The following is a 16,399-nucleotide window of genomic DNA, read 5'->3' on the forward strand; positions in this document are numbered from 1 at the left end:
AACTTATCCCGTGAGATGAAGACGCTTGATTCATTGACCAATGAGTATACGCTTACCTTGAGTGAATCTGTTTCTGGGTCAGCAGTTGTGATCGAGCAAATTAAAGACATTAATAAGAGTGAGATTGATGGCTACGATGCCATTATTGGTAGCGAGAGTATTAATTTACAAATGTCGAATGACATCCATTATTTATTACTTTTTGAAGATAAAAATAAAGATTTAACACTGCAAGCTGACGAAGCATTTAGCCTTATTAATCTGCACGATTATAAAGAGAAAACGGAAATGCTTGTCACCCTAAATGTGAATGAAAAAACGATCCCTAAAGCATTTGTTGGACGCTCTTTATCGTCATTACTTAACATTGAATTAGATTTAGTAAATATTGGTAAAGTAGTCAATTTAAATGATCCACCGTTCGATAAAGAAAATGCAGAACTAGGCATGTGGCAGCCACTCACTTTTTTGCTTGAAAACAATACTGGGCTCTATTTTTTATCTGAATATGATCCAAATAAGATCCCAATTTTATTTGTTCATGGGATCAACTCAACGGCGTTAGAGCTCGCGCCGTTAATTGAAAAAGTAGATAAATCCAAATACCAAGTGTGGGTATTTAATTATCCTTCAGGCCTATCGTTGTCTTTAACCTCAAAAGGTCTTGCTAATGTGTTGTATACCGTGGCGAGTGAATACAATATCCAACAAATGCACATTGTCGCGCACAGCATGGGTGGCCTCGTCGTTGAAAACTATATGCGCCAATGTAATCTTGGAACACTGTGTGATTTCGTTAATAGTATTTCAACCATCTCTTCACCATTTGGTGGCGTCGAGTCAGCAAAACAGGGCGTAGAATACTCACCAGTCGTCATGCCGGTATGGGTTGATTTAAATCCAGATGGTGAGTTTATTGAAGAGCTATTCAAAGATAGAAATAAAGCCAACACTCCTCACTTTTTGTTGTTTGGTTATAACTCGGGTAATTTCATTAATACAGACAGCAATGATGGTGTGATTGATTTATCAAGTCAGTTAAACCGCCAAGCACAGTTACATGCGGAACAGATCCGCGGCTATGATGAAAACCATTTAAGTATTTTAAATAATGACGAGTTATTTGATGATTTATCGAATTTTTGGATAGAGACAGAGCGTGAGTGATGAGTCTGATATACTCTCTTTTTATAGAGAAATCGTCATCAATTTCAGACCTTTCAGGGTTAGTTATTCAATATTAAAAAAGGAAGTTTAATAAATGTCTGTGCTTAAACGCATTAATATCACCTTATTTTTCGTCGCTATTCTTTCAGGGTGTGGATCGCTTCCTGATGAGGTTCAGCATCCTAATGAGCCCATCGTTACTTCATTACCAAGTGCATTAACGGAATTGAGTAAGGTATATCAGCCTAAACCAGCGACAAAAGAAACCAGTGCAGTTTTATTACAAGATAAGGGTTGGGATGCATTAGCTCAACGCTTAGCATTAATAGAGACAGCAGAGCACAGCATTGATATTCAATATTATATTTGGAACTCAGATGCATCAGGTCATTACCTTGCAAGCCGTTTACTTGCAGCGGCTGATCGCGGTGTAAAAGTTCGCGTTATGCTCGATGACATCAACTTAAACGAGCGTGAAGATCTCTTGATTGCGCTTAACTCACATCCTCAAGTCGATATCCGTATATTCAACCCTATTCCAACTCGTCGTGGTGTTACCAAGTGGGTGAACTTCTTAGGGGATTTCTCTCGTCTAAATCGTCGTATGCATAATAAATCGTTTACCGTTGATGGGGCTTTCTCTGTGGTGGGTGGGCGTAATATTGGTGATGAATATTTTGATTTGTCTGAAGAGATTAATTTTCGTGATCGCGATGTATTGGTGATGGGCTCAGTGGTCGGTGATATTCAAACCAATTTTGCAGAATATTGGGACAGTACTTGGTCTTATCCTGTTGATTTGTTGGGTGAGGCAACATCACCAGATCAACCCGTATTGGATGAGATAGCAGCGCCAATTTACACAAATTATCCAGCGTTACCTGAGGGCAATAAAACCGCCTATCAGTTCTTAGAAGAGTTAACAGCAAAGATGACTTGGGTGAATGCACATTTTGTGTCTGACCGACCTGTTCCTTTAGATAAAGATAACACCAGTGAGCCAAAAGCAACGGCGAAAGCGCTTGCGAAATTAGCCAGTGAATCAGATAAAGAAATCTTATTAGAATCGGCGTATTTAATTTTTGATGATGCCCAATTAGAAGGATGGCAAGAATTGGTTAGTAAGGGCGTTGAGATAAAAGCGCTAACTAACTCAATGGCATCGAACGATTTAACCACCAATCATTCAGGTTATGCAGGCCGCCGTAAAGATATGCTTGAACATGGTATTCAGCTATATGAATTAAAACCAGAAGCTGGGTTATGTGAAGAATCGACCCGTGACATTACCAAATGTGCGCCAATATTACCTTATGGACTTCACGCTAAGTCTGCTGTTTTTGATGATCGTATCGCGAGTATCGGCTCTTTTAACTTCAATTTACGCTCAACTTATCTTAATACCGAATCCATTCTTATCATTGAAGATCAACAAATAGCAAAAAGCCTGGCGAGCGATATAGAACACGCAATGGATGATGAAAACAGCTGGCATCTAAAACTACAAAAAGGTGATGTTCGTTGGTATTCAGGCGATAAAAGCTGGGAGAAAGAACCAGAAACAGGGCGATGGGAGCGTTTTGAATCTCAGTTTTTGCAGCTGCTGCCAATAGAAAAGTATCTATGATGCGAATAATCTTAATGTACTACGTTGTGATTTAGTACTTACTACAAATTAAGCTATAGCAGGCTTATTAAACATTTTATTGTTTACATAGAAAAAGGATTGGTATCTCTACCAATCCTTTTTTAATGCAATTTTACGGAGAATGATTACTCGTAATCAGTCGCGTATGTATCTTCGTATGAGTGAGAGTAGAACTCGAACAGATTGCCAAATGGGTCTTCTAGGTAAACCATTTGTGCTTGTTTTAGTTCGTCTTCTGGGTGGTAACGCATGATGTCCATACGAACCTTGCCACCATATTCTTCAACACGCTTGATTGCAGTATCAAACTGCTCTTTTGGCACTTGTAGACAGAAGTGGAAGATGCCTAGACGAGAAAAGTCTACATCATGACGCTCTTGGCGCTCTTTCATTTCGAACAGCTCAATACCGATACCATCAGATGTCACTAGGTGCGCAATATTGAAGCCTTTAAAGCCTTCACCAAATACGGCGATACACATACGACCAATCGCCGATTCGCGCTCTTCGATTACTTTCGTGTTGTTCATTACGATTCTAAGACCTAAAGCCTGAGTGTAGAACTCAACAGCTTTGTCCATGTCACCAACCATGATACCAACGTGATTCATTTTCATAATGTACTCCAAATAAGTTTTAATAATTCGTTATGCTGTTTCGATGTAAGAGAGTATAGGCAAGGATGTGGATTACGTGAAATTATCAAATTTTATTGAAATAATAATATTTTGTTATTGAAATAAGGAAAGGTAATAATAATTTTTATGGTTAACTTTTGATTTAAGAATTCATCGCTTACTTAGCGATTAAACAATACCGTCTTTTTATAAAGCTTAAGAGGTTCCTATTTTTTAAACGCTTGCCAACGTTATTCTTCTAATATAATATTTCGCCATAATTACCGACCGGATAGTCGGTTTGTGAATTGAAGGGGTATTGTCATGGACAAAAAACAACAAACAATAAAAGCAGCAATTGAGCTGTTTGCAGTGCAAGGTTATGAGAAAACCTCTATTGCACAGATTTGTGAATCTGCAAACGTATCAAAAGGTTTAGTATTTCATCACTTTAAAAATAAAGAGGATTTACTGAAAGCCGTTTTTGTTCGTATGGCAGAGATCATTAGTAACGTTAGTGAAAATGCGAACTTGCTTAATGAAGAGGCGTCGGTAAAAGAGAAGTTTATTACTCTGTTAGAACACATCTTTTTATCAATGACAAACCCAGAGCAAAAATTATTTTATCAGTTTGACTATCAGGTGAAATGTCAGCCATCAATGAGGTTGATTCTGAAAGATTTATTAGACGAGCGTTATAAATTAATGATGGCATCTTTTGATGGGATTTTGTGCGATATACCTAACGCTAATCACTTTGTTGATAGTCATATGCTCATTGCAGAAATAGACGGTATTGCACTTAACTATTTGTTTTCAGATGAAGACTACCCACTACTGAAAATTAAAGAACGCTTTATCAAAAAATATCAGTTATTACTCGATTTATAACTGTTTTTAGCAAATTAACCATCGCTTTGGTGTTTCTGGTTAACGAATAATATTAGCAATACTCTATCTTAATAAAGATACAATTAAGGATTTATAAAAATGAAAACCCCTTACCAAATTCAATACGACACTTTCGCAGCAGCAGGTGGTATTTATGATGAAAGACACGCAAAACTGTATGCTGAATTTGCAGATAACCTAATTGCAGACGATAGCTTCTCTATCGTTTATGAAGGCGTCGCACATGCGTGTTATACACCTATTACTATAGATGCGGCACCACATTTAAAATGTTATGTAGTGGCTCCTTTAGCCGTATTACCAGGTTACCAACGTCAAGGCTACGCAACGAGATTAATGGAAGAGGCTGAAAAGCAGTTAGCACCAGATGTAGTGTTTATTATGGGTGAAATCCATCATTACGCGAAACGTTACAATACACCTCATAAAGTAGGACTTCCTGTGGAATCGTTAGCACCATTAGAGAATTGGTTTGCGTTAGCGTTGACTGAAGGTGCATTAGACGGTGTAGGTGAGTCGACATCAAGTATTACTGGTCCTTATTCTGAACCACAAATATGGAGTCATCCTTCCGAGCAAGTATAATTAATTGGGATGCTAAGCGTTCCAATTTTTCATTTATCTTAATATCCCTAACCTAATCACATTTTGATTTGAATAGGGTATCGATAGTATCATGGGATATTCTTTAAGATGAGCGCATTAACGCTCATCTTAGTCGAGATATAAACCTTATTAAGCTTGCTCAAGCAGTGATGGATTATCAAACATCGCTTGTAATGTCTGTATGAATTGCCCTACGTGTAAACCATCCATTAAACCATGATGCACTTCAACAGACAGTGGCATACGCCATTGTTCACCGTGTTGAACCAATTTCCCAAATGCCATTTTTGGCACGCTATCTGGGAAATTAACGTCTCTAGCATGAGTCATACTAGTGAAATCTACCCACGGCAATACCGTTAAATGAATCGTATTCTGCTTCATTTCTTGACCAATAAACTGCTCTACGATAAAAGGCATGTTCTTAATTCGGGTCTCGGCTTTCGTTGCGCTTATTGTAAAGTCAGCAAACGTAGGCTCATGGTCTAAATCGCAAAAACGCACCGTATTATCATCCGCTAGCAGCGCCACACTGACACACATAGGCGAGTAAATGCGAACTTCTTCACCCATAAGGCGATAGCTCATCGGTTCACATTTATTTAGCGCTTGCTGAGTTAGGTAAAGATAAGCGTGGAAGAAACGGTGATTGTGTTGCTTACAATATTGGTGCAGCGCCGTTACGTCGATATTGGAACAAATGTTATACCAAGGGTGACTAAAACCTTGATAAAATTTCAAGTGTTGAGCTCGTGCCCATTGACTGACATCTAGCACTTCATACGCCATTTGATTTCCCTATAGAGTTCACTGATTTTCGTTGGGCTGATTCTATATACCTAATCGACTTTAAGATATATTTGAATGTAGAAAAGCATTAAGAAACGGTACAATGCCTAAGTTGCGAGATCGCAGCATAGAGACTCATTCACATAAAACAGTAAAGTAGCCCTATATGTCTAAAGATTTTAGTGTCACCACAGAATACACTCTCGACAAGACTTTCTTTGCCGAGTGTTATGATCAAACAAGTCACCCTGTTAAATTTCCAAAAGCCTATTTAAAAGGAATTCTTTTTCTTCTTTTTGGTGTGGTTTTACTAAAACTTGAACTATTACCTAATGGATATGTTGGTTGGTTCTTTATTGTTTTGAGTATTATTGAGGGGCTTAGTATCTACTTTAAGAGAACGTGGTGGTTATGGCGACAAAAAATCAGCTCGCTCTCTGGGACTAAAGTGGTGTTTCAAACTGACGCTAAAGGAGTGAGTTATAAAAGCGCTAAAATCACTCGTAGCATCTCATGGGGTGAAATTGATCAACTTGAACAAAGCGATTTAGGGTTTATCTTGCATATGGGTAAACAGCGCCAATATGTCAGTAAATCGTGCTTAAATGATAAAGAGATCGCTTTCATTGCAGAGCAGCACGCAATAGCAAAAGCAAAGTAATACCAACTCCCCCGAACAACATAATGTGACTAACTCAAATAGTGCGACACTGTCGCACTATTTCGATTTACAACAAAAATTGACTCAGCCTAAACCAGATCTCCTAATATTCATCCGTATTCAAACTGAACGACTCAAGCAAATTTATCTCACTATTTTTCAATAATATGCACTTGTGATGCGAATAATACCTCTAATCAAATCACGTTTTGATGTGAATAGGTGGGTTAATCGTATCATGAAATGATTTGAATAAGTGAGCTATTCGCATCATACTGTGATTAGATTAAGAGAAATTGGATCAGAGGAAGGCATTATGTGGATATGGCAGCAAGATAAATGGCCTCACTTTTATTGGGATGAACGCGTTATTGAACCGTTATTAAGGTCGGTTAGATTTAATCAAGGGCTTTTATTAGGGAAGATGACGAGTCAAGACCAAGAAAAAACCATGCTTGATACGTTACTTGCCAATATTGTTCACTCAAGCGCGATTGAAGGTGAAACGTTAAATGCGTTTTCGGTGCGTTCTTCATTAGCTAATAAATTAGGGTTAAGTGAAGAAAGGCCTTTTCCAACCACAGAGCAGACCGATGGCCTTGCCGAGATCATGCTTGATGCGGTAGAAAACTTAGACACCTTTTTAACGCTAGATCGTATTTTACACTGGCATAATCGCTTATTTCCTCAAGGCTACACCATGTTTAACCCTGTGGTGGGTGGGCAATTACGAGGCGATGCACCTATGCAAGTTGTATCTGGTCGCATTGATCGTCCTGTTGTCCATTTTGAAGCGCCAAGCCGAGATATTCTTGATGCTGAATTGAATCAGTTTATTGATTGGTTCAATACATCAAAAAGCGATGCCTCATTAGATCCGCTATTAAGAGCAGCAATAACCCATCTGTGGTTTGTAACGCTTCATCCACTTGATGATGGTAATGGAAGAATTACTCGTCTACTTACGGATCTCGCATTAGCGCAAGCAGAGCAGCAATCGGTCCGATTCTATGCCATGTCCGTTGGTATCTTGGCGAACCGAAAAAGTTATTATGAGATTTTAGAGCAAACCCAAAAAGGGGACTTAGATATTACCGCTTGGCTACAATGGTTTTTTGAAACTCTTGATAGTACGTTTGCAGAAGTCTTTAACGAAATAGACAGAACCATTTTTAAAACCAACTTTTGGCGCAAGGTTGATCAAACCAAGCTGACAGAAGAGCAAGTAAAAGTGCTTAATCGAATGTTAGATGGCGATTTTGAAGAGGGCATTAACACCTCTCAATACCATAAAGTTGCAAAGGTAAGTAAGCCCACAGCATCTCGGCATTTAGCAACATTAGTTGAGCTTGGCTGTTTGGTTAAAACTGGGGCAGGTGGTCGAAGTACTCGTTATGTTTTGGGGGAGTAGAGAGTTTTCGGTAAATTTTCTTATATCAATTCGTAAGGTATGTAGAAATACTTCCTTTTATTTTATTCTGCTTACTCGTCTTTTAAATACCTTTGATGTTATTTTAATAAAAACATATGTTTGCAGTGATTTTTCTTTTGATGGTTGACTTGAAGAGTATTCAATCTCGATGCTTAGAATCTATACTTGGATTAATTAGATTTTCGCGACAGAATGTGTGGGATGTAACAATAAAAATCAAATATACATGTATCTGAATTAATGAAATATATTCCCGATTGACTAAGAGTTAGTCTCAAATATGCAGTAATCTTTTGCTATATATTTGACAATGAAGTATGTTTTTTTGTCTTAGAGTCTCATTATAAGAAAAGGAGATCTTAATCGTGACAGCTAAAGTGCAAAGCCTTTCCCCATTAGCTAATAAGATAGTTGATAAGTCCATCGATAATATTACTAGAAAATTAGTTGTGGGTGTTCGTAATAGAAAAAACTTACGTCCTGACGCTAAATCTTTAGATGTCAAATCCGAGCTAACCGATATTCTAAATGCATCCAATACTTCCAGCGCTATCGACATTGCGGGTCGAACATCGGATTGGAAGGAAGTTATTACCAAATCCTTTAGTCATGGTGTTAGCTCTCTTTCAACAATTACTTTTGACAGTGAGTTCACAGTGTCTGGCGGTGTGGCATCAGGTTTAGAGTCAGCGCATGATGGGCCTGGTGTTTACGTTGTCTATGATAAAAACGGTTCGCCAGTCTATGTTGGTGATGCTAAAGACGTGAAGAAACGCTGGACTGCTGGACATATCAATGAAAATAGACAAAAAACTCAAAGAGGTAAACAGTATAAGCTTTCAACTGAATTTGATGAAGGCTGCACGGTTAGAGTGCTTCATACTGATTCAGTAGAAACAGCTGCGGCGATTGAGGCTAATTTAATTTCCAATCATAAAGACGAGCTAATCAATAGCAAAGAAGAGTTAAAAAACAACCAAGGTACCCGCTCCAATATTGAAGCGAAAAAGATAAAGGATCGACTCAACTCTGCTGGTTCACTGGTCGCTGGTGCAACTAAAGAAGTTGGTGAGCAAGCTGTAGCCTCTGCCGTTGAAGCGCTCGTCGCATCAGCAATTAAGCACCTAAAAGTCGAATTAGTTGATCTTTTTAAGGGTGGTAAAACTAAAATAATTGACCGTGTGAAGCGCTTTTTATTAGCGGTATTTAATGATATTAAGAACTTGAAAAGCAACTTGAAGCAAATGCTAAAAGGTGTCTTGGACGCAATTATTGGATTGGTTAGCCAAACTCTTTCCCAAGTTTACAACCTTGCGCGTAATATTTTCGATTTGGCAGCAAACGCATACAGCATCTATAAAGGAAAAGGTTCGATGAGCACCGAACAGGTGCTTAATCGAATTATAGAAACTATTGTTATCTCGAGTTCTTTAGTTTTGTGGGACTCTCTAGATGTTATTATTGAAGGGCTGATATTTCCATATGTGGGACCTTTCACTGGAATCATTGCAGGTATTATATCAGCTATTGGCTTTGGCATGACTAGTCACATGCTATCCAAAATTGTTCCCTCATTGGTTCAGTTTATTTTGGGATTTGGTATGTCTCACCAAATGGCTTTTGAAGAGCGACGAGCTTCCTATTTATTGCTTGTTGATGGCTACAACCTAAACGAAGAATTATATGCATCCGCTGGGAAGCTATTGCAATCTGAGTTTCGATTGATGGAAAAAATGAATACAATGACAGCCAGTTTCAAAGTTCCAGTAAATGAGTTTAACTCAATAGAAAAAAGAGATTTTTTAAGTCAGTTAAAAGGATTTGATAATGAATGAAGTAGCGGTTAAACAAGAAAAAAAATCAGGTGAACTTGTTGAAAAAAGAGTAGGAGACTTGCTAGAACAACTGGACCAAATTGAAGAGTCTCTGAAAAATACACAAGATTTGACCAATAGAGCATTGGTTGTTGAAGAACAAGGGCGGTTCAAATCAATATGGTCTGGTATCTCTGGAAAATCTGACAAGGAACTTGCCAGTATTGTACGAGGCCTTGGTGCTAACGTAAAAGTTACGCAGCAGGTGGTCAAATTCCTGATTGAACTCGCACAGCATAAAAGTGTAATTCAGGAAGGCTTTTTGGGTGCCTTAGATAAGAAAATTAAAGATCAGCAAAATAAACTTCAACAGCTGGATCTGAATGATGGTTCTTTAGATGAGAATTCAAAACAAGTAGAGACGGCAGTACTAATACTTTACAAGCAAGTGCATGCTCAGGTTGAAAGTGAAGTAGAGCTTCGAAAAAATGTCGATAGAAATATGGAGAATATTGACGCTTTGTATGAAGCACTTAATTCAAAAGGCCAAACCGATGTGGAGCAATCAGAGCAAATTTCTCAGCTAATTAAGGCGATGCGCGAAAAAACACAAAAGCTAGAAAGTCTTCACTTTTCACTCGAAGCGAAAGAAAAGTATCTAGATGAGGTTGCACAAGATGTTCAAGAACAGAGTAAAAAACTTCAAGAACTAGAGCTCGGGTTAGAGTTAAAAGCAATAAAGCTTGGGCAAATTATTGACGATATTAAAGACAATACGACTGCTGATAGGTTAAGAGAAAAACGGATCGAAAAACTTGAAACCGATCTTGTAACTTTATCTAAACGCAAGATGCCACAAACCCCAGCTTACATTGCGACAGCGTTAGCTATTGTTGCTATAGGCAGTTCGATATATTTAAATTTTCTTTAAACCACCCAAAACAAAAGTAACTTGGTGGACTAGATCAATAGTTAACAACTAGCTTTCCCCAAAGCCACGTTATCTGAATTTGTTGGATTAGAGCAAAAAATATAAGTCATAGTTGTCTAATAATGAGTTAAGCCTAAAAAACAAACAGCATAAGCTCCACCCACACAAAAAAGGGATCCAGCCTAAACCAGATCCCCTCAACATCAGCCGCATTCCCTGCGGCTTTTTATCGTCTATTATCTAAACCCAATCTTACGGCTCTTCAGAAATAGGCTTCGGCTTATAGTGATCCGAATTCAAACCAAAGTACTCAGGTAGACTTGTACCTACCGAGATAGAAGACCAAGTCCCCGTCACGATACCGATGAACATCGCAATCGCAAAGCCTTCTAGTGGACCGCCACCTAATAACCATAAAGAACCAACCGTGATTAGGGTTGTTCCTGATGTCACCATAGTACGAGAGAAGGTTGCAGCAACCGCTTCGTTATTTACCTCTTGGATAGATAACTCAGGTTTGGCAATTAATAGCTCACGAATTCGGTCTGCAATGATGATCGAGTCATTTAACGAGTAACCTAAAATCGCCAAAATAGCGGCTAGGGTGGTTAAGTTAAACTCCATTTGAGTCGCAGCAAAGAAACCAAGTACAAACACGATATCGTGGGTTAGGGCAAACAGAGAACCAGATGCCAAACGCCATTCAAAGCGGTAACTCAAGTACGCTAAGATAACCAAAACTGACACTAATAGCGCCATGCCGCCTTGCTCAGTTAGCTCTTGGCCGACTTGTGGACCAACGATACTGGTATTTAATACTTGAACCTCTGAATGCAGCGGAGCAAGAACCTCAGTCAGTGGTGGAAGCTCAACGCCTTTTGGTGGAATCGCATAACGCAATACCCAACGACCCGGCTCACCAGAGGCAATAACCGCCACATCTTGTTTAAAGCTAGCATCTAATAACGGCGCAATTTCACTGCTTGTGATTTTGCTATCAATTTGAACTTCACTCACGATACCGCCAGTGAAATCCAAGCCCCAGTTAAGGCCTTTGGTTGCTATCATCGATAATGCAAAAATCATCAAACCGATAGAAACCACACTCGTCATGTGACGCCATTTTGTTGCATTTTTCATATTTATAAACATAACTTAAATCCTAACATCATGACGAGAATCACGACCCCAAACTAAATTGATAATGGCACGTGACGCGAAGATGCCTGTGAACATACTGGTTAATAGACCTAAGCCCAGAGTTAATGCGAAGCCTTGGATAGGGCCGTTACCGATAGTGTATAGAACCACCGCGGTAATCATTGTGGTGAAGTTGGCATCGAAAATGGTACCAAATGCACTACTAAAGCCTCTATCAATCGCTTGTGCTAATGTTCGACCTTCTTTCTGTTTATCTTTAATACGTTCAAAAATAAGTACGTTAGTATCAACCGCCATACCAACCGTCAGTACTAAACCTGCAATACCGGGAAGGGTAAGAACCGCCCCCGGAATAAGCGCAAGTAGACCAAATAGCATTACCATGTTGCCAACAAGGGCAATGTTAGCCACCCAACCTAAACGACGATACCAAAACGCCATAAACAGTAGAGTTAGACCAAGACCAAGACCTAAAGCAGCAAAACCATTTTGAATATTCTCAGCACCCAGTGTCGGGCCAATAGTACGCTCTTCAACGATAGTCACAGGCGCAGTTAGTGAGCCAGCACGAAGAAGTAGAGCAAGCTCTTGAGATTCTTGAAGTGAGCCAGAACCTGTGATTCTAAAGCGGCTACCAAGTTGACTTTGGATAGTTGCTACACTGATGATTTTGTTACTTTGAGTGGTTTCGCCTTTGCTGTTACGACCGTACTCGTTGTACGACGTTGCCATTGGTTTACCAACATTGTGACGAGAGAACTCAGACATGATTTTGCCGCCTGAACTATCAAGAACAATGTTTACTTCCGCCATGCCCATTTCGCCTAAGCTTGCACGAGCATCAACAATATGGTCACCACTTAGTACTGGTTTTCTACCTACACGTACAGGGCGGCCATTCTCATCAGGAACTTCCATTGTGCTGCCAGTGCCTTGTTCTTTTACTGCATAGAAAGCAAGACTCGCGGTAGCACCGATAACATTTTTTGCAGCAGCAGGATCTTGAACACCCGGAAGCTCGATACGAATTCGGTTTTCACCTTGACGTTGAACTAAGGCTTCAGTGATACCTAGCTCTTCAATACGGCTACGCATGGTTTGTAAGTTTTGTTGAACCGTAAGGTTACGAACCGCAATTTTTTCTTCTTCTTTTAGTGTTAGCTTAAGATCAAAGCCGTCACCGTTTGAGATTTGCCAAGTAGGGTAGTTTTTATGGATAAACTCACGAGCAGCGTGGCTTGCTTCTTCAGATGGAAGGCGAACCACTAAGCTATCAGTGCCTTCTTTTTGCATACGAACAGAACGAATGCGCTCTTCACGTAACTCTTGTTTTAAAGAATCTGAAAGCTCATTACGTTGTGCTTGGAAAACTTGGTTTACATCAACATCGAGTAAGAATTGCACACCGCCACGTAAATCCAAACCAAGTTTGATTGGTTCAAATCCCATGTTTTGTAACCAAGCAGGAGCTGCTGGCGCTAAAGATAACGCAATCGTTGTGCCTTTTTGGTCTTCGTCAATGACGCTACCAAGTACACTTTTTGCTTTTGCTTGCTGTGCTTCATCTTGCAAAATAACGATGGTTTTATCGCCTTTTTGTTCGATGCGTTTAACGGTAATTCCTTGGTCGGTTAACGTATTTTGTAATTGAACAATAGAAGGGATTTGTCCGTCTTTATTGGTGATTTGAACGGCAGCATCTTCACCATACCAAGTAGGGATAGCGCTTAATAATAAAATAATAAGGGTCGTAATAAGAACGATGTATTTCCATTTTGAATAATGGTTTAGTCGTTGTATCGGTTGTTTTCTTTGCATAATAATTTCACCTCACATACGAAGTTGCGTATGCGAAAAAGTCACAAATCTAGTTAGTTCGCAATAAACGAATAATAACTAAGTGATAAATCAATGGATTTTGAGTGTGAAATTAAGAGTGTGGGTATAACCGCTGGCTGTAGAGAAGGTTACTTTCCTTCCAAGCCGAAATTCGAGAAGTAGATGAATAGGTATTTAATGCCCAATTGACCGTTGGTTTTGGTTTTTCTTGATAACCAATGGTTAATTGTTCAGAGGGAATTGCTGGGATCTCTAACGCCAGTTCATAAACCGGAAAGACTTCTTCTGGCTCATGACGGGCCAAGTTCGCCATACGAGAAGCGTAGGCGATGCCTAAATTTACATCGTGGCTTTGAGAAGCGCTTTTAGAATGTAATGTCGTCGAGTCTGTTTGAGCACTATTGATGTTGCAAGTAACAAAATCAATAGATTGGATATGAGAGTTATCAACGGAAATCGTTACTGGAACCGTAGAGTGCTGTTCAATCGTCAGCTCTACAAAGTGGCTGTCGTCGTTTTGATGATATGCAGATGCCTGAGCAAGCGAACTTACCCCAAAGCAAAGACAAATTATCAATAATCGAAACAGTTGAACCACGAAAAATCCAATGATGATGTTAATAGACCATCGCATCGTATTCGATGTATGACCTTACTGGCAAGTGAAATTAATAAATTCAGAAAAATTGATGTAATTTTTGTTTATTAATCAGCGTTATTTTTCGGAGTGTTTTTTGATTCAAAGCGTTCAAGCACATGATCAATAAAGGCTCTTAATCGTTTCGGTAGTAACTTGTTCTGAGGGAAAACCAAACTGATAGCCACTCGAGGTAAATCCCAATCAGGTAATATTCGAATTAACTCGCCATTGTTTATGTGTTCTCGACATATGAACTCAGGTAAAGAGGCAATGCCTAAGCCACTTAAACAGGCTGATTTACAGGCCGTTACTGTATTGACCTTTAAGCGATAAGGTAGATTAACGCGAATAGCCTTATCTACCTGATTAAAATAAAGATTAGGGACTTTAACTGCGTTAACGACTTTAATTTGATGGTGAGGAGCTTGGAGATCTTCTGGTGTTTCAATATAGCCGTAATTGCTTAAATACTCAGGGCTTGCCGCAATAATACGTTCAGAAAAGTCGATGGTTCGTGCGACTAACGAAGAGTCGTTGATCTCACCAATTTGCACATAAAGATCGATACTGTCGCCAATGATATCGACTTCTCTATTGGTCATTTCAAGGTTAATAGAAACTTCAGGGTAGCGTTTAAGAAAGCTGTTGATGTAATCAGACATAACGTTGTGGCCGATCTCTACGGGCATGGCTAAATTAAGGTGACCACGAATTAAATTTTGATTTGCGGTCAGCTCTAATTCAGTTTGTTGCATGATATCAAGCACTTTGACGCTGGCTTGATAAAAAATCTCACCTTCTTGGGTTAACCCTAATTTTCTGGTTGAGCGAGTGATCAGCTTCACACCTAAATGCTCCTCAAGCTCAGCAAGCTTTCTACTTACTGTTGATTTTGTCATACCAAGGTTAGTAGCAGCTTGAGTAAAACTTCCAGAATCAATGACTTGATTTAATATAGTTATGTTATTCAAATCCATCATTAGGTTGTTCCTTATTGATTGGTAAGATTTATGCAACAGTGTTTCCTTTTTTTCCTATCTAATCAATAAATCATTTTCGTTTTATACTGTCGTTCTCTTATTTATTACATTCATGTTTATTGCAAACGTGAATGGCTTCATTTTCAAGTGGGTACGCGTAGTGGCAGAACAACAAAAGAAAAAAAATAAAGCACCTTTGATTGCGACAATCGTTATTATTTTATGTGGTCTTGCCGGTGGTGGTTATTGGTATGGTTATGGTCAATATTTCCAATCAACAGACAATGCGTATTTGCAAGGTGACATCACAACGATCAGCCCTAAAGTCGGTGGTTATATTGCCAAGACATTGGTTGAAGATAACCAAGTGGTAAAAGCGGGCGATTTATTGGCAACCATAGACAGTCGTGATTTTGAGGCTGAAAAAGAGAAAGCAGAAGCCAATGTATTAGTCAGTGAAGCGGCGATTAAAAATTTAGCGGCAGAGCGTAAGCTGCAAGACATTCGTATTCGTCAAGCGGCGAGTGAGATTGAATCAGCCAATGCTGAACATGAGCGTGCTCAGCAACAAGTTAAACGTACTAAAGCGTTAATCAAAAAGAATTATTCGTCACAAGATGAGTTAGATAATAACGTTTCCCACCTTAAAGTATCACTGGCAAATGTGGATGCGGCGAAGGCTAATTATCAAGCATCAAAAGAGCAAATCAATGTGATTGAAAGCGAGATTGCTCAAGCGGAGGCTGGATTAGCTCAAGCAAAAGCGGCGTTAGAACAAACTGAAATTAATCTCTCTTATACTAATATTTATGCGCCGATTGATGGTGTGGTTGGTAAACGTAGTTTGCGCAGCGGCTTATTGGTTCAAGCGGGTATGCCTTTACTTAGTCTAGTTCCAACAACAGAGGTGTGGATTGAAGCGAACTTTAAAGAAACACAGCTTGGTGATATTCATAAAGGCCAAAAAGTGTTTGTCGATTTAGATGCGTATCCAGATCTACACCTAAAAGGGATTGTAGATAGTTTCTCTCCTGCAACGGGCGCTAAATTTGCCTTACTGCCACCAGAGAATGCGACGGGTAACTTCACTAAAATTGTGCAACGTGTGCCGGTTAAAATCAGTATTTTAAATGCAGACTTATTAGAAGGTAAGTTGATCCCAGGTCTTTCAGTGGTTGCAACGGTTGATACTCGAGGTTAGT

Annotated in this window: 15 protein-coding genes; 9 read left to right on the top strand and 6 right to left on the bottom strand. The window is 39.2% G+C overall.

All coding sequences use genetic code 11. The features are described from left to right. Positions 1 to 15 precede the first annotated feature (15 nt). Both AC2INI_RS04490 and AC2INI_RS04495 read left to right on the top strand, forming a co-directional pair. Positions 16 to 1,167 (top strand): lipase family alpha/beta hydrolase, encoded by a 1,152-nt coding sequence (locus AC2INI_RS04490; protein ID WP_486305693.1) that lies wholly within the window; start codon positions 16 to 18, stop codon positions 1,165 to 1,167. 94 nt (positions 1,168 to 1,261) lie between these two features. Then, positions 1,262 to 2,794 (top strand): phospholipase D family protein, encoded by a 1,533-nt coding sequence (locus AC2INI_RS04495; protein WP_486305433.1) that lies wholly within the window; start codon positions 1,262 to 1,264, stop codon positions 2,792 to 2,794. 146 nt (positions 2,795 to 2,940) lie between these two features. On the opposite strand, the gene AC2INI_RS04500 is transcribed toward AC2INI_RS04495, so the two are convergent. After that, the gene (locus tag AC2INI_RS04500; protein ID WP_122035569.1) at positions 2,941 to 3,432 is read right to left on the bottom strand and encodes a VOC family protein; all 492 of its coding nucleotides are present in this window, start codon (positions 3,430 to 3,432) and stop codon (positions 2,941 to 2,943) included. Between the two features lie 324 nt (positions 3,433 to 3,756). Between AC2INI_RS04500 and AC2INI_RS04505 the strand changes: the two genes are divergently transcribed. Both AC2INI_RS04505 and AC2INI_RS04510 read left to right on the top strand, forming a co-directional pair. Continuing rightward, positions 3,757 to 4,323 carry a TetR/AcrR family transcriptional regulator gene (locus AC2INI_RS04505; protein ID WP_486305434.1) on the top strand — a complete coding sequence of 189 codons (567 nt, stop codon included), beginning with the start codon at positions 3,757 to 3,759 and terminating at the stop codon, positions 4,321 to 4,323. Positions 4,324 to 4,422: 99 nt separating this feature from the next. Next, on the top strand, positions 4,423 to 4,929 hold the full coding sequence (locus tag AC2INI_RS04510; protein ID WP_486311223.1) for a GNAT family N-acetyltransferase: 507 nt from the start codon (positions 4,423 to 4,425) through the stop codon (positions 4,927 to 4,929). Positions 4,930 to 5,079: 150 nt separating this feature from the next. Here the strand turns inward: AC2INI_RS04510 and AC2INI_RS04515 are convergent, their stop codons facing one another. After that, the gene (locus AC2INI_RS04515; protein ID WP_486305436.1) at positions 5,080 to 5,739 is read right to left on the bottom strand and encodes a CatA-like O-acetyltransferase; all 660 of its coding nucleotides are present in this window, start codon (positions 5,737 to 5,739) and stop codon (positions 5,080 to 5,082) included. Positions 5,740 to 5,905: 166 nt separating this feature from the next. On the opposite strand from AC2INI_RS04515, the gene AC2INI_RS04520 reads away from it, so the two are divergent. From AC2INI_RS04520 to AC2INI_RS04535, 4 genes are all read left to right on the top strand, one after another. Then, positions 5,906 to 6,400: a YcxB family protein gene (locus tag AC2INI_RS04520; protein WP_486305437.1), complete on the top strand. Its 495-nt coding sequence runs from the start codon at positions 5,906 to 5,908 to the stop codon at positions 6,398 to 6,400. Positions 6,401 to 6,716: 316 nt separating this feature from the next. Next, positions 6,717 to 7,811, top strand: a complete 1,095-nt coding sequence (locus AC2INI_RS04525; protein WP_486305438.1) for a Fic family protein — start codon at positions 6,717 to 6,719, stop codon at positions 7,809 to 7,811. 386 nt (positions 7,812 to 8,197) lie between these two features. Beyond that, complete coding sequence (locus tag AC2INI_RS04530) at positions 8,198 to 9,667, top strand: GIY-YIG nuclease family protein (protein WP_486305439.1); 1,470 nt, start codon at positions 8,198 to 8,200, stop codon at positions 9,665 to 9,667. Further along, positions 9,660 to 10,577, top strand: a complete 918-nt coding sequence (locus AC2INI_RS04535) for a hypothetical protein (RefSeq protein WP_190395073.1) — start codon at positions 9,660 to 9,662, stop codon at positions 10,575 to 10,577. The genes AC2INI_RS04530 and AC2INI_RS04535 overlap by 8 nt, the downstream gene beginning before the upstream one ends. A 252-nt stretch (positions 10,578 to 10,829) precedes the next feature. On the opposite strand, the gene secF is transcribed toward AC2INI_RS04535, so the two are convergent. The 4 genes from secF to AC2INI_RS04555 form a co-directional block, all read right to left on the bottom strand. Next, positions 10,830 to 11,729, bottom strand: a complete 900-nt coding sequence (gene secF / locus AC2INI_RS04540) for a protein translocase subunit SecF (protein WP_122035557.1) — start codon at positions 11,727 to 11,729, stop codon at positions 10,830 to 10,832. 3 nt (positions 11,730 to 11,732) lie between these two features. After that, positions 11,733 to 13,556 (bottom strand): protein translocase subunit SecD, encoded by a 1,824-nt coding sequence (gene secD / locus AC2INI_RS04545; RefSeq protein ID WP_486305440.1) that lies wholly within the window; start codon positions 13,554 to 13,556, stop codon positions 11,733 to 11,735. 112 nt (positions 13,557 to 13,668) lie between these two features. Then, positions 13,669 to 14,211, bottom strand: coding sequence for a hypothetical protein (locus AC2INI_RS04550; RefSeq protein ID WP_486305441.1), 543 nt, complete (start codon positions 14,209 to 14,211; stop codon positions 13,669 to 13,671). Positions 14,212 to 14,282: 71 nt separating this feature from the next. After that, on the bottom strand, positions 14,283 to 15,197 hold the full coding sequence (locus AC2INI_RS04555) for a LysR family transcriptional regulator (protein ID WP_122035551.1): 915 nt from the start codon (positions 15,195 to 15,197) through the stop codon (positions 14,283 to 14,285). Positions 15,198 to 15,357: 160 nt separating this feature from the next. Here AC2INI_RS04555 and AC2INI_RS04560 point away from each other — a divergent pair, with 160 nt between their 5' ends. Continuing rightward, the gene (locus AC2INI_RS04560; RefSeq protein WP_045101623.1) at positions 15,358 to 16,398 is read left to right on the top strand and encodes an HlyD family secretion protein; all 1,041 of its coding nucleotides are present in this window, start codon (positions 15,358 to 15,360) and stop codon (positions 16,396 to 16,398) included. Position 16,399: the final 1 nt, after the last annotated feature.

This window comes from Aliivibrio friggae (assembly GCF_057368515.1).